This is a genomic window from Nocardia mikamii NBRC 108933, from assembly GCF_001613505.1.
Lineage (GTDB): Bacteria > Actinomycetota > Actinomycetes > Mycobacteriales > Mycobacteriaceae > Nocardia > Nocardia mikamii.
The window spans coordinates 183,131-195,135 of the sequence record NZ_BDCM01000002.1 but is presented as its reverse complement, the minus strand read 5'-3'; the positions used below and the strand labels follow the sequence as shown (position 1 = coordinate 195,135).

Annotated in this window: 13 protein-coding genes; 9 read left to right on the top strand and 4 right to left on the bottom strand. The window is 67.8% G+C overall.

The window, feature by feature from the left end; all coding sequences use genetic code 11:
- Positions 1 to 7 precede the first annotated feature (7 nt).
- The 5 genes from rpsK (at position 8) to NMI01S_RS01430 (ending at position 3,845) form a co-directional block, all read left to right on the top strand.
- Positions 8 to 421, top strand: a complete 414-nt coding sequence (rpsK, locus tag NMI01S_RS01450; protein ID WP_025347281.1) for a 30S ribosomal protein S11 — start codon at positions 8 to 10, stop codon at positions 419 to 421.
- 21 nt (positions 422 to 442) lie between these two features.
- A complete protein-coding gene (gene rpsD, locus NMI01S_RS01445; protein ID WP_030513444.1) occupies positions 443 to 1,048 on the top strand; it encodes a 30S ribosomal protein S4 in 606 nt (201 codons plus the stop codon).
- Between the two features lie 102 nt (positions 1,049 to 1,150).
- Positions 1,151 to 2,209, top strand: a complete 1,059-nt coding sequence (locus tag NMI01S_RS01440) for a DNA-directed RNA polymerase subunit alpha (RefSeq protein WP_062994216.1) — start codon at positions 1,151 to 1,153, stop codon at positions 2,207 to 2,209.
- 49 nt (positions 2,210 to 2,258) lie between these two features.
- Positions 2,259 to 2,798, top strand: coding sequence for a 50S ribosomal protein L17 (rplQ, locus tag NMI01S_RS01435; protein WP_062994215.1), 540 nt, complete (start codon positions 2,259 to 2,261; stop codon positions 2,796 to 2,798).
- A gap of 105 nt (positions 2,799 to 2,903) precedes the next feature.
- Entirely contained in the window at positions 2,904 to 3,845 is a 942-nt protein-coding gene (locus NMI01S_RS01430; protein WP_062994214.1) for a tRNA pseudouridine synthase A, read from the top strand.
- A gap of 235 nt (positions 3,846 to 4,080) precedes the next feature.
- Here NMI01S_RS01430 and NMI01S_RS01425 read toward each other — a convergent pair whose 3' ends face one another.
- Entirely contained in the window at positions 4,081 to 4,533 is a 453-nt protein-coding gene (locus tag NMI01S_RS01425) for an Hsp20/alpha crystallin family protein (protein ID WP_062994269.1), read from the bottom strand.
- Between the two features lie 166 nt (positions 4,534 to 4,699).
- Between NMI01S_RS01425 and NMI01S_RS01420 the strand changes: the two genes are divergently transcribed.
- Positions 4,700 to 5,545: an LLM class F420-dependent oxidoreductase gene (locus tag NMI01S_RS01420; protein WP_062994213.1), complete on the top strand. Its 846-nt coding sequence runs from the start codon at positions 4,700 to 4,702 to the stop codon at positions 5,543 to 5,545.
- 63 nt (positions 5,546 to 5,608) lie between these two features.
- On the opposite strand, the gene NMI01S_RS01415 is transcribed toward NMI01S_RS01420, so the two are convergent.
- Complete coding sequence (locus NMI01S_RS01415) at positions 5,609 to 5,959, bottom strand: metal-sensitive transcriptional regulator (RefSeq protein WP_439956216.1); 351 nt, start codon at positions 5,957 to 5,959, stop codon at positions 5,609 to 5,611.
- A gap of 132 nt (positions 5,960 to 6,091) precedes the next feature.
- Between NMI01S_RS01415 and NMI01S_RS01410 the strand changes: the two genes are divergently transcribed.
- Complete coding sequence (locus tag NMI01S_RS01410; RefSeq protein ID WP_062994267.1) at positions 6,092 to 6,901, top strand: S-methyl-5'-thioadenosine phosphorylase; 810 nt, start codon at positions 6,092 to 6,094, stop codon at positions 6,899 to 6,901.
- A 30-nt stretch (positions 6,902 to 6,931) separates the two neighbouring features.
- Here the strand turns inward: NMI01S_RS01410 and NMI01S_RS01405 are convergent, their stop codons facing one another.
- On the bottom strand, positions 6,932 to 7,969 hold the full coding sequence (locus NMI01S_RS01405; RefSeq protein WP_245716660.1) for a GAF domain-containing protein: 1,038 nt from the start codon (positions 7,967 to 7,969) through the stop codon (positions 6,932 to 6,934).
- A 117-nt stretch (positions 7,970 to 8,086) separates the two neighbouring features.
- Between NMI01S_RS01405 and NMI01S_RS01400 the strand changes: the two genes are divergently transcribed.
- Complete coding sequence (locus NMI01S_RS01400; RefSeq protein WP_062994212.1) at positions 8,087 to 8,647, top strand: NADPH-dependent FMN reductase; 561 nt, start codon at positions 8,087 to 8,089, stop codon at positions 8,645 to 8,647.
- Between the two features lie 53 nt (positions 8,648 to 8,700).
- Here the strand turns inward: NMI01S_RS01400 and eccE are convergent, their stop codons facing one another.
- Complete coding sequence (gene eccE, locus NMI01S_RS01395; RefSeq protein WP_062994211.1) at positions 8,701 to 10,377, bottom strand: type VII secretion protein EccE; 1,677 nt, start codon at positions 10,375 to 10,377, stop codon at positions 8,701 to 8,703.
- Between the two features lie 38 nt (positions 10,378 to 10,415).
- On the opposite strand from eccE, the gene eccB reads away from it, so the two are divergent.
- Positions 10,416 to 11,999 (top strand): type VII secretion protein EccB, encoded by a 1,584-nt coding sequence (eccB, locus tag NMI01S_RS01390; RefSeq protein ID WP_369689894.1) that lies wholly within the window; start codon positions 10,416 to 10,418, stop codon positions 11,997 to 11,999.
- Positions 12,000 to 12,005 lie beyond the last annotated feature (6 nt).

The window sequence follows — 12,005 nt, the reverse complement described above, 5'->3', positions numbered from 1 at the left end:
ATAACCGATGCCTCCGAAGAGTCGGGCCTCCGGCCCCAAGAAGTCCCAGAAGGCGCGTCGCCGGGACAAGAAGAACGTTCCGCACGGCCACGCGCACATCAAGTCCACGTTCAACAACACGATCGTCTCGATCACCGACCCCGAGGGCAACGTGATCTCGTGGGCGTCGTCGGGCCACGTCGGCTTCAAGGGTTCGCGTAAGTCGACCCCGTTCGCCGCGCAGCTCGCCGCCGAGAACGCCGCCCGCAAGGCGCAGGAGAACGGCGTCAAGAAGGTCGACGTGTTCGTCAAGGGTCCGGGTTCGGGCCGTGAGACCGCGATCCGCTCGCTGCAGGCCGCCGGCCTCGAGGTGGGCACGATCTCCGACGTCACCCCGCAGCCGCACAACGGCTGCCGTCCGCCCAAGCGGCGTCGCGTCTAGCGGGAAAGGATTTAGCGAAAAATGGCTCGTTATACAGGCCCCATCACCCGCAAGTCGCGTCGTCTGCGTGTCGACCTCGTCGGAGGCGACCAGGCGTTCGAGCGTCGTCCCTACCCGCCCGGCCAGCACGGCCGCGCGCGGATCAAGGAGAGCGAGTACCTGCTCCAGCTGCAGGAGAAGCAGAAGGCCCGCTTCACCTACGGTGTCATGGAGAAGCAGTTCCGCCGCTACTACGAAGAGGCGAACCGTCGCAAGGGTAAGACCGGCGACAACATGCTGCAGCTGCTCGAGTCGCGTCTGGACAACGTCGTGTACCGCGCCGGTCTGGCGCGCACCCGCCGCCAGGCCCGCCAGCTGGTCTCGCACGGCCACTTCCTGGTGAACAACCGCAAGGTCGACGTCCCCAGCTTCCAGGTCTCCCAGTACGACATCATCGATGTCAAGGAGAAGTCGCTGCCGACGCTGCCGTTCCAGGTCGCCCGTGAGACCCAGGGCGATCGCCCGATCCCGGGCTGGCTGCAGGTCGTTCCGAACCGGCTGCGGATCCTGGTCCACCAGCTTCCGGAACGCGCGCAGATCGATGTGCCGCTGAACGAACAGCTCATCGTCGAGTACTACTCGAAGTAAGCCGTTCGTGCTGCTGGTGGGTGAGCACCGTACCCGACGTGCTCATCCACACCCCAGTTCGTGGGCGTCAAATAGCGGGCGCCCCTGAAGGAGGAGATCCTCATGCTGATTTCACAGCGACCCACACTGGCCGAAGAGGTTCTGGCCGAGAATCGCTCGAAGTTCACCATCGAACCGCTCGAGCCGGGCTTCGGTTACACCCTCGGCAATTCGCTGCGCCGTACCCTGCTGTCCTCGATTCCGGGGGCCGCGGTGACCAGCATCCGTATCGACGGCGTGCTGCACGAGTTCACCACCGTCCCGGGTGTGAAGGAAGATGTCACCGACATCATCCTGAACCTCAAGGGCCTGGTCGTGTCGTCCGAAGAGGACGAGCCGGTCACCATGTACGTGCGCAAGCAGGGCCCGGGCAGCGTCACCGCCGGTGACATCGTTCCCCCGGCCGGTGTGACCGTGCACAACCCGGACATGCACATCGCCACCTTGAACGACAAGGGCAAGCTGGAGATCGAGCTCGTCGTCGAGCGCGGTCGCGGTTACGTCCCGGCCGTGCAGAACAAGGCCTCGGGTGCGGAAATCGGCCGGATCCCGGTGGATTCGATCTACTCGCCGGTGCTGAAGGTGACCTACAAGGTCGAGGCCACCCGCGTCGAGCAGCGCACCGACTTCGACCGGCTCATCCTGGACGTCGAGACCAAGAACTCGATCTCCCCGCGGGATGCGCTGGCGTCGGCCGGTAAGACCCTGGTCGAGCTGTTCGGCCTGGCGCGTGAGCTGAACGTGGAGGCCGAGGGTATCGAGATCGGGCCCAGCCCGGCCGAGGCGGACCACATCGCCTCGTTCGCGCTGCCGATCGAGGACCTGGACCTCACCGTGCGCTCGTACAACTGCCTCAAGCGCGAGGGTGTGCACACCGTCGGCGAGCTGGTTGCGCGGACCGAATCGGATCTGCTGGACATCCGCAACTTCGGCCAGAAGTCCATCGACGAGGTCAAGGTCAAGCTGCATTCGCTCGGCCTGTCGTTGAAGGACAGCCCGGCCTCCTTCGATCCGTCGAGCGTCGTCGGTTACGACGCCGCCACCGGAACCTGGAGTGACAGCGGCTCCTTCGGCGATGCAGACAACGGCGAGCAGGACTACGCCGAGACCGAACAGCTCTAGGCCTTCCGGGGTGGCAGCCCCGTTCGGCCTTTCCTAAGGAGAACAACCCATGCCCAAGCCCAAGAAGGGTGCTCGCTTCGGCGGGTCGGCGTCGCACCAGAAGGCGATCTTCGCCAATCTGGCCACGGCGCTCTTCGAGCACGGTCGGATCACGACCACCGAGGCCAAGGCCAAGGCGCTGCGCCCCTACGCCGAGAAGCTGGTCACCAAGGCCAAGGCCGGTACGCTGGCCGATCGCCGCGAGGTGCTCAAGGTCATCCGCAACAAGGATGTCCTGCACGAGCTCTTCGCGAACATCGGACCGTCGTTCGAGGGCCGCGAGGGTGGCTACACCCGCATCATCAAGACCGTTCCCCGCAAGGGTGACAACGCGCCGATGGCGATCATCGAGCTGGTCCGGGAGAAGACCGTGACCAACGAGGCCGATCGCGCTCGCCGGGTCGCCGCCCAGCAGGCCAAGACCGAGGTCGCCGAGGACAAGGCCGACGAGGCCACCGAGGCGAAGGCCGAGGAAGCTGCCGAGGCGAAGGCCGACGAGGCTGCCGAGGCGGAGTCCACCGAGGCTCCCGCCGAGGACAAGGCGGAATGAGTTGGTCCCCGCCACGCGCGGGGACCTCTCGATCTGCGTCGGGAATTCACGAGTGAGCCCGCCGTCCCCTCCGGGTCGGCGGGCTTCGCTCATGTTAACCAGGAAATGGCTGTGACCATACAGGATCCGGCGGCAACCCCGGTTGCGGTTCGAGTACGGCTCGATATCGCCTACGACGGCACCGATTTCACCGGCTGGGCCCGCCAGCCCGGCCTGCGGACCGTGCAGGGGGTGCTCGAGGAGTCGCTGAGCAAGGTGCTGCGCGAACCGATTCAGCTGACGGTGGCAGGCCGGACCGACGCCGGAGTCCATGCCGAGGGGCAGGTCGCGCATTTCGACACGACCGCGCTGCCCGATTACGACAAGCTGCTGCACCGGCTGGCGCGCTTCCTGCCGAAGGATGTCCGGGTCACCGGAATCCGCACCGCGCCAACGGAATTCGACGCCCGCTTCTCCGCGATCCGCCGCCACTACGCGTATCGGCTCACTACCGCGCCCTACGGGGCGCCGCCGCTGCTGGCCCGAAGTGTGGTGGCCTGCCGCCCCGGCGTCGATCTCGACGCCATGCGTGAGGCATCGCGAAAGCTGTTGGGGCTGCACGATTTCGCCGCATTCTGCCGTCGGCGCGAAGGTGCGACGACGGTCCGCGAATTGCAGCGCTTCGATTGGGTGACGACGCCTGTCGCCGCTGCGCTCGCCGCCGACTCGGCGAATCGGGGCGATGCGTCCGGCGGAGCCCCGGAACCGTCCGTGGACCGCCCCGCGCGGATGCTCACCGCCCTTGTCAGCGCCGACGCCTTCTGCTGGTCCATGGTCCGCAGCTTGGTGGGCGCGGTGCTCGCGGTGGGGGAGGGGCGCCGTACTTCCGAGTGGGTGGAAAGCCTTCTCGCGGAACGGGAACGATCCAGCTCCGTCACCGTGGCGCCGGCCCACGGATTGAGTCTGATCGCCGTCGACTACCCGGCGGATGCCGACCTCGCCGCCCGCAACGCCGAAACCCGGGAGATGCGCACGATTCCCGATCCGGACGGTTGCTGCGGAAGCTGACAGTCGCTACCTGCCCCCGACGGCCGACGGCCGACGGCCGACGGCCCCGCGGCGTCCGCGGGGCCGTACGAGTCGCTATTCGAGGGTTGTGCGTTTCTCACCTCCTTCGCGCTGCGACGAACCTCGGTTCCGCCCGCGCTTGCGGCCACCTTGCACCGGTGAATGGTGTTGTGCGGCTTGCGCACTCATCTGTGTCTGTCGCCGATGGGCGCGGGCACATACCGGTCGCGGCCGGTCAGCTGCTCTCGGAGTGGCCGGCCTCGATGGTCTTCGGGCCGCGGCCCATGCCGCCGATCTCGATGCGCCGCGGCTTGGCCTTCTCGGCGATCGGCAGGGTCACCGACAGCACGCCGTCGTTGTAGGTGGCGCTGATGTGGTCGGTATCGATGCCGTCGCCGAGCGACAGCTGGCGCATGTACGTTCCCGCGAATCGTTCCGACGCGATCCATTGCACGTGCTCGTCACCGGGCAGGCTGCGCTGCGCCTTCAGTGTCAGGGTGCCGTTGTCCACGCTCACGTCGACCGAACCGGGATCGACACCCGGGAGGTCGGCATTGAGGACGTAGTGGTCACCGGCCTTGAACAGATCCATCGGCATGAAACGCGGCGCGCGTGTGGTTCCGGCGGCGTCCCCCAGGAGCTGCCGGGCAACGGTGTCGATGTCGTGGAACGGGTCGAACCTCAGCACAGGAATCACCTCCATATCCAGTGATGACGCCCGCCTCGGCGGCGAGCGCCGGAAGCTGTTCGATGCCAAATTTAGCACTCTCTTCATGTGAGTGCCAGATTGGGAAGCGGGAAATTTTCCGGCGCCGGGCGGAATAGTCGCCCGCGCAACGGAGTTCGCAACGACTATGACAGAAGGTGCGCGAACCGTGAATATCGGCAAATTCGGCGTCTGGCGGTACTACGCCGGCTTCGAACCGGGGCAGGCTCGTGAGCTGGAGAGTCTCGGTTACAGCACGTTGTGGCTGGGCGGCTCGCCCCCGGCGGATCTACCGGCCGTGGAGCCGCTGCTCGAGGAGACCGAGACGCTGACGGTCGGCACCAGCATCGTCAACATCTGGTCCGCGCCCGCCGAACAGGTGGCCGAGTCGTTCCACCGCATCGACCGGCGCTTCCCGGGCCGTTTCATCCTCGGCTTCGGCGCCGGGCATCCCGAGCAGGATTCGGATTTCCGCAAGCCGTACGACGCGCTCGTCGACTATGTCGACGTCCTCGATGCCAACGGTGTCCCGAAACAGCAGCTCGCGCTCGCGGCACTCGGACCGCGGGTGCTGAAGCTGGCCGCCGACCGCACCGCGGGAGCGCTGCCGTACCTCGTGACCGCCGAACACACCCGGCAGGCTCGCGAAATCCTGGGGCCGGATGCGCTGCTCGTGCCCGAACACAAGATCTCGTTCAGCACCGACCCCGTCCAGGCGCGCCTGACCGCCCGCCCGCGGACGGAGTTCTACCTGAACCTGCGCAATTACGTGGCGAATCTGCGCCGGCTCGGCTTCGGCGACGAGGACCTGACGCCGCCCGGCAGTGACCGGCTGATCGACGCGCTCGCGCTGCACGGCTCGGCCGATCAGATCGCCGACGCGCTGGTCGAACACCTGAAGGCGGGCGCCGATCAGGTCGCCATCCAGGTCACCGACGAGGACCACATCGGGGTGCTGCGCGCGCTGGCTCCGGCGCTCGCCGCGCGAGTCTGATCGCCTCCCTCGCGACCGCCGCGGCCGAGGTCAGCGGCGGTCGTGGGCGAATCCCGCCGACGCTCAGGAGCGGACCAACCGCGCGATGGCGTCGGTGGCCTCCTTGATCTTGGCGTCGGCCTCGGGGCCGCCCTGGACCGCGGCATCGACCACACAGTGGCTGATGTGGTCCTCCAGCAGGCCCATGGCCACCGCCTGCAGGGCTTTGGTCATGGCCGAGACCTGGGTAAGGATGTCGATGCAGTACTTCTCCTCTTCGACCATGCGCTGCAGGCCGCGCGCCTGCCCTTCGATCCGGCGCAGCCGCTTGAGGTAGTCGTCCTTGGCGGTGATGTAGCCGTGGGTGGCGTGGTCGTGCCCGGGCTGCGCGGCCGCCTCGGCCGTCCGATCCGTGTTGATCTGATCCTCGCTCACCGGCTGTTCCTCGCTCCCGCCCTGGTGGTTCATACCCCCCTAGGGTACATTATTCGAGGGGTACTGTCAGGGTAGCCGGTGCGGGGTGAGGCGGCGGGAGCCGCCGTCGCGGCGTACGCGAGAATTGCGGGCATGAGTTCGGATCCCCGCCCCGCGCTGGCCATCATCGGCGGTAGCGGCTTCTACGATTTCTTCGGCGACGACGCGACCACCCTCGAGGTCGAGACGCCCTACGGTGTGCCGAGCGCGCCGATCACGGTCGGAGAAGTCGAGGGCCGCCAGGTCGCCTTCCTGCCGCGGCACGGGCGCAAGCACGAGTATTCCCCGCATACGGTGCCGTATCAGGCCAATATGTGGGCGCTGCGGTCGATCGGCGTGCGGCGGATCTTCGCGCCGTGTGCGGTGGGCAGCCTGCGGGCGGACTGGGGGCCGGGCACCGTGGCCGTTCCCGACCAGCTGGTGGATCGGACCTCCGGCCGTGCGCAGACCTACTTCGACAACGGCGGCATCCACGTCTCCTTCGCCGATCCGTACTGTGACGACCTGCGCTCGATCGCGACGCGGGCGGCGGTGCCCGAACTGCCGATGCGATCGGCCGCCACGATGGTCGTGGTGCAGGGCCCGCGCTTCTCCACCCGGGCCGAGAGCCGCTGGTTCGCCGGGCAGGGGTGGGAACTGGTCAACATGACCGGATATCCGGAGGCGGTACTCGCTCGCGAACTCGAAATGTGCTATGCCGCTATCGCTTTGGTGACCGACCTCGATGCGGGCCTGGAGACCGGGGAAGGCGTCAGCGCGGCCGCCGTCTTCGCCGAATTCGAGCGCAACCTGGTGCCGTTCAAGACCCTGGTGCGCCGCGCGGTCGCCGGTGTGGAGGGTACGCAGACCTGCGAACACTGCACGGTGCACGCCGGGGTGGCGCTGCCGTTCGAACTGCCCTGACGGGCCGGACCGGGCGCACCGCATCGAACGCTATGGAGTACCGGGCTCGCGCAGATCGATCCGGGCGAGCGCGAAATGTGGAGTGCCGGTTCCGTCCGGGCCGTGAGGGAGCGGTGAGACCTCCACGTTCACGGTGATCCACCCCCCGGTCGTATCCGCCAGCCGCAGGTTCGGCAGCGTCCACGACGGCGCGCCGGCCCGGATCGCCGTGCGCGCCGCGATGATTCGCTCCCGGTCGCCGGGATGCGGCAGCGTACGTTCGTCGGTGCCGCCGGACCAGTCCAGTCCCGGCACCGGCGGGCTGATCCACCGGATCACCCTGACCCGCTCGGTGTCGACCACCGCCAGATACATTCCCGGATTGCGGCCGACCAGCGTTTCGACCGTCGCCGCCTCGAACGACTTGGGCTGGGGCGGAACGCTTTCGGTGACATCGGCCAGAATGCCGCGCCACAGGTGGGGATCGGCGGCGGAGTTGCGCGTCGCCATCATCAACGTGCGCAGCCCATCCGGCGTGCGCACGCAGATGTCGCCGCACCAGCGCGATCCGGGGGTGGCGCGTGCCACGATCGCGGCCAGGTCCAGGGCATCGTCGAAACGCTCCACATGTTCGAACGATTCGGCCCCGATCCAGACGCTGCGCTTGCGGTCGAATGCCGGGCCCAGACCCGCGGATCGCACTTCCGTGCGCCGGGTGCGGGCGTCGAGCAGATGCGTGGCGACCGGCGGCGGCGCGGGTGGATCGCCCGGACCCACCCACATCTGCACCGCGTGGACCCGGTCGTCGGGCCCGGTCAGTGCGATCGCCCGGGCGCGGTGCCCGGACCAGGCGTGACGGGATTTCGGCAGCTGCCGCTCGACGGTCTCACCGCTCGCGGCGGCGGCGGTGAGGATCGGCATCAACCGGGAGGGCACGGTGCGGGCCAACGACTTCCAGCGCCGCGGTGCGGTATCGACGGCGAGCACCGACCAGGTGGGCGGAACATCCAGTGTTTCGATCAGCAACCAATGTCCGAGAATCACGAGTTTCGCCCCCTTCTGATCGATCCGCGGTGCCCGGTCGGCCACAGCCGTCCGATATGGCGCTCGAAGATTTTTCACCCGGGCCACAGGGTATCGGTGCCGCCGGCACGTTCGGCGAGCAGGCCGTCGGTGCGGCGAGAGGGTGCCGACTAGGCTGGCGCCATGGACGATCCGCTGCGGTTGGAGGTCATCGTCGCCAGTGTGCGGCCCGAGCGGTTCGCGCCCGTGGTGGCGGACTGGTTCCTCCGCACGGCCCGCGCCGATGCGGGCCTCGACGTCGGGGTCATCGATCTGGCAGACACCCCCCTGCCCACCGACCTGACGACGACGCCGCAGGTGGAGGCCTTTCGGGAGCGGATCGGCGCCGCGGACGGATTCATCGCGGTGACCTCCGAGTACAACCACGGTTACCCCGCCTCGCTGAAGACGGCGCTCGACAGCGCCAAACGCGAATGGCGGGCCAAACCCATCGGATTCGTCGGTTACGGCGGACTGTCGGGCGGCCTGCGGGCGATCGAGCAGTTGCGCCAGGTCGTCGCGGAGATCCACATGGTCTCGCTGCGCGAGAGCGTGAGTTTCCACGAGGCCAGACGCAAATTCGACGCGGACGGCAACACCGCCGACGGCGCCGCCGTCGACGCCGCACAGCGGCTCCTGCGGCAATGGGCGTGGTGGGCACGCCATCTGCGCACGGCGCGCAGAACCGACCCGTATCCGGGCTGAGCCGGTTCCGGGGGCGTCGTCGGTCTGTGTGCCGACCGAGGAGTCCGTCGAAACTAGTTGTGCGCCTGCGTCATTCGCTGCCGGGGATCCTGCTGCGGCATCGGGCGCCGGCCCCGCGGACTGCCGATATAGGTCGTTTCCCGGGGAATCGAGACCAGCGTCAGATCGACCTGGGTGGTTCCGGTTCGCATCACCACGTGGTTGCCGATCGCGCCCGGCTGATGGATGGACAGATCCGGGTTGGTGGCCGGCCAGTCCATCGGATCGCCGGTGACGTAGATCGTGGTCACGCCGGCGTGCGGTGCGGGCGCGAGCACACCGTCGACCACGGCCGCGGTGAATCCGGCATCGCTCTGATGGGTTTCCACCGCGATGGTGAGGCGCTCGGGATTGCCGATCGTGGTGACCAGCTGCTCCCACGCGTGCGGGCGATCGGTACGGATGAGGATGCGCTCGCCGACGGCCAGTGCGCGGAACACCAGCTGCTGCGCGAGATACAGCTCGCCCGCTACGTAGACGGTCGAAATGCCTTGTCCGACAAGGCGAACGGCAACGCCATTCCCGTCCTCGTCGGAGCCGATCAGCTGGCCGCAGCCCGACGAGGGCAGATGCAGGACGCCGACGACGTCGATCGGGTACTCGCTCATCGGTACGGTGTCGTCCACGCCCGGGATGGCGATCGGCAGGTGGGCGAGCAGGCTCTGGCGATGCCGGCCGCTCAGCGACACCATGCCCTTGCGCTTGGTCTTCTCCGGCAGCTCCCTGGCGGTCAATCGCCAGGCCGCGCCGATGTTCACCGTCTCGGGCGAACTTCCCGGCCGCAGCCGGACCGCGACCGTGGTGCCCCGCGACGGCGCGACCCACAGCTGTGCCAGCAGATCCGAGCCCAGTTGCTTGGGATCGACCGCCGCGCCGATGTTCACGCTGTTGCCCAGTTCCGCGTAGCGCCAGCGATGGGTGAGCGCCCGCGGGTCGACTCCGGCGCTGATCTGCCAGACGGCCTTGCGGATCTCGGGCGCGGTGAGCACGCGGGACGCGCAGTCGGCGTCCTCGAGCGCGCGCACGATGCGCTGGGTCGCGATGGTGACCGCCCGGCCCGCGCCCTCGGTGCCACCGCCGCGCCGCGCCGCGGCCTCCGGACAGGCCAGTGCGTCGAAACTGATTGCGAGCCATACGGTTCGGTGAGCGGTCGCGGGCAGTGGACCGAGCAGCGATTCGTAGATCGGCCCTGCGGGCGTGCCGGAGCGGCTGCGGTGTCCGTGGCTGATGATGTCGATACCGGACAGCAGGATGTCGTGCTGGCTCAGGCACTGTGCCAGTTCGGGCAGCGGCAGCAGGTGTGAGGCGTGCACGGTGTTGCGGTCGATCCGGGTCAGACCGCCCTTGGGTGGCAGCACCTCGACGACGGCGACGACGCGACTGCCCTCCCAGTACAGACCGAGCGAACGACCGTCCGGGCCACGGAAATCGACGGTATCGCCGAGGTCGTAGTCCTGGCGGGTGACGTAGCGCCACACCGTGGCGATCCACGAGGCGATGGTGCGCTTGCCGATCGGGACGAGCAGCACCAGCCCGGCCATCACCGCCGCACCCAGTGCGTACCAGCCGGGTACGCCGACCGCGAACACGACGAGCCCGACGACCAGCCCCAGTAACTGTGCGGCCAGCAGATTCGGCAGCGAGATCCGTCCGAGGAGCGGGCGGCTGTTGGTGCCGCTGGATTCGGCCATCGTCGTCCCCCAAGTACCCGGTGTCGGCCGATTCTTCGATGGCCGAGCTGAACTTCCGTCCTGCTGAACTGTACTGTGTTGGGCGAACGCGAGCACTGTTCGGGGGAGGACTCATGCCTTCAAAGCCCACTACGCGCTGGCAGGTGAGCGGCTATCGCTTCCTGGTCAGGCGGATGGAGCACGCCCTGGTACGCCGGGATGTGCGGATGCTGCACGATCCGATGCGCTCGCAGTCGCGCGCCTATGCCGCGGGACTGGTTTTGGGTGTCGTCGCGCTGGCCGGCTGCGGTGTGCTCGCGCTGCTGCGGCCGCAGGGGTCGATCGGCGACAACAAGATCCTGCTGGGTAAGGATTCCGGCGCGGTCTACGCCGTCATCGACGGTGTCGTGCACCCGTCGTTGAATCTGGCGTCGGCGCGGCTCGCGGTCGGCGAACCGGCAAAAGCGGTGTCCATCAAGGAATCCGAGCTGGCGAAGAAGCCGCGTGGAGCGCTGATCGGCATTCCGGGCGCCCCGTCCTCGCTGAACTTCGACAGCAGCGGCAAAGGGCGCGCATGGTCGATCTGCGACGAGCTGAAGAACGACGGCAGCCGCGATCTGACCACGACGGTGCTCGCCGGTGATCCGTCGCTGGGTTCCAAGGCGACCAAGCTGGATTCGGGCAAGGCGCTGCTGGTGCAGGGCCGCGACGCCGCCTATCTGATCTACGACAATCAGCGGGCTCGGGTCGACATGAACGATCCGAAAGTGACCGAGGCGCTGAAGATCCGCGGGATGACTCCACGTCCGATCAGTGCCGGTCTGCTGAACGCGGTGCCCGAGGTCCTGCCCATCACGCCGCCGAAAATCGTCGATCCCGGTGGCACCCCGGCCTATTCACTGAGCAATCACCGCATCGGCGATGTGGTGCATGTCGACACCAAGGATCAGTACTACGTGGTCCTGCACGACGGTTTGCAGCCCATCTCGCCGCTGACCGCCGACATCATCCGCAACTCCAACCCCACGGCTTCGGAAAATCCCGAGATCAGCCAGTACGACAGCACCCAGGCGCCGCCGTCGAACGACCTTCCGGTGCAGCAGTATCCGACGTCCGCGCCGTCCATCGTCGATTCGAAGGATCAGCCGGTGGAATGCATGTCCTGGAAGCCACTGTCCGGTGCGGCCGACAAGGCCGACGGCAGTAAGCGCGCGGAATTGGCTGTGCTGACCGGACATTCGCTGCCGATTCCGGACAGCGCGCAGACCACGCCGCTGGCGCAGGCCGACGGCTCCGGGCCGAACGTCGATGCCTTCTACTCCACACCCGGCTCGGGATTCTTCGTCCAGACCACGGGTATCGAGGCCGACAGCCAGCGCCGCGACAGCATGTTCTTCATCGCCGACACCGGCGTGCGCTACGGCATCAAGGACGCCGCGGCGCAGAAGGCACTGGGAATGGACGCCGACAAGGCCAAACCCGAACTCGCGCCGTATCAGATCGTCGGCCTGCTCGCCGCCGGTCCGACGCTCGGGCGCCAGGAGGCCATGGTGGCCCACGACGGCGTGGCGCCGGACCCGAATCCGGCCGAACAGCTGGTGCGTTCCAAGCAGGACCAGTCCGCGCAGCAACCGCAGAACTAGCCGGCC

What these genes read in the sequence shown, in the direction of transcription:
- rpsK (WP_025347281.1), top strand. Translation starts at nt 8, where the DNA reads ATGCCTCCGAAGAGTCGGGCCTCCGGCCCCAAGAAGTCCCAGAAGGCG.
- rpsD (WP_030513444.1), top strand. Translation starts at nt 443, where the DNA reads ATGGCTCGTTATACAGGCCCCATCACCCGCAAGTCGCGTCGTCTGCGT.
- NMI01S_RS01440 (WP_062994216.1), top strand. Translation starts at nt 1,151, where the DNA reads ATGCTGATTTCACAGCGACCCACACTGGCCGAAGAGGTTCTGGCCGAG.
- rplQ (WP_062994215.1), top strand. Translation starts at nt 2,259, where the DNA reads ATGCCCAAGCCCAAGAAGGGTGCTCGCTTCGGCGGGTCGGCGTCGCAC.
- NMI01S_RS01430 (WP_062994214.1), top strand. Translation starts at nt 2,904, where the DNA reads ATGGCTGTGACCATACAGGATCCGGCGGCAACCCCGGTTGCGGTTCGA.
- NMI01S_RS01420 (WP_062994213.1), top strand. Translation starts at nt 4,700, where the DNA reads ATGACAGAAGGTGCGCGAACCGTGAATATCGGCAAATTCGGCGTCTGG.
- NMI01S_RS01410 (WP_062994267.1), top strand. Translation starts at nt 6,092, where the DNA reads ATGAGTTCGGATCCCCGCCCCGCGCTGGCCATCATCGGCGGTAGCGGC.
- NMI01S_RS01400 (WP_062994212.1), top strand. Translation starts at nt 8,087, where the DNA reads ATGGACGATCCGCTGCGGTTGGAGGTCATCGTCGCCAGTGTGCGGCCC.
- eccE (WP_062994211.1), bottom strand. Translation starts at nt 10,377, where the DNA reads ATGGCCGAATCCAGCGGCACCAACAGCCGCCCGCTCCTCGGACGGATC.
- eccB (WP_369689894.1), top strand. Translation starts at nt 10,416, where the DNA reads ATGGCCGAGCTGAACTTCCGTCCTGCTGAACTGTACTGTGTTGGGCGA.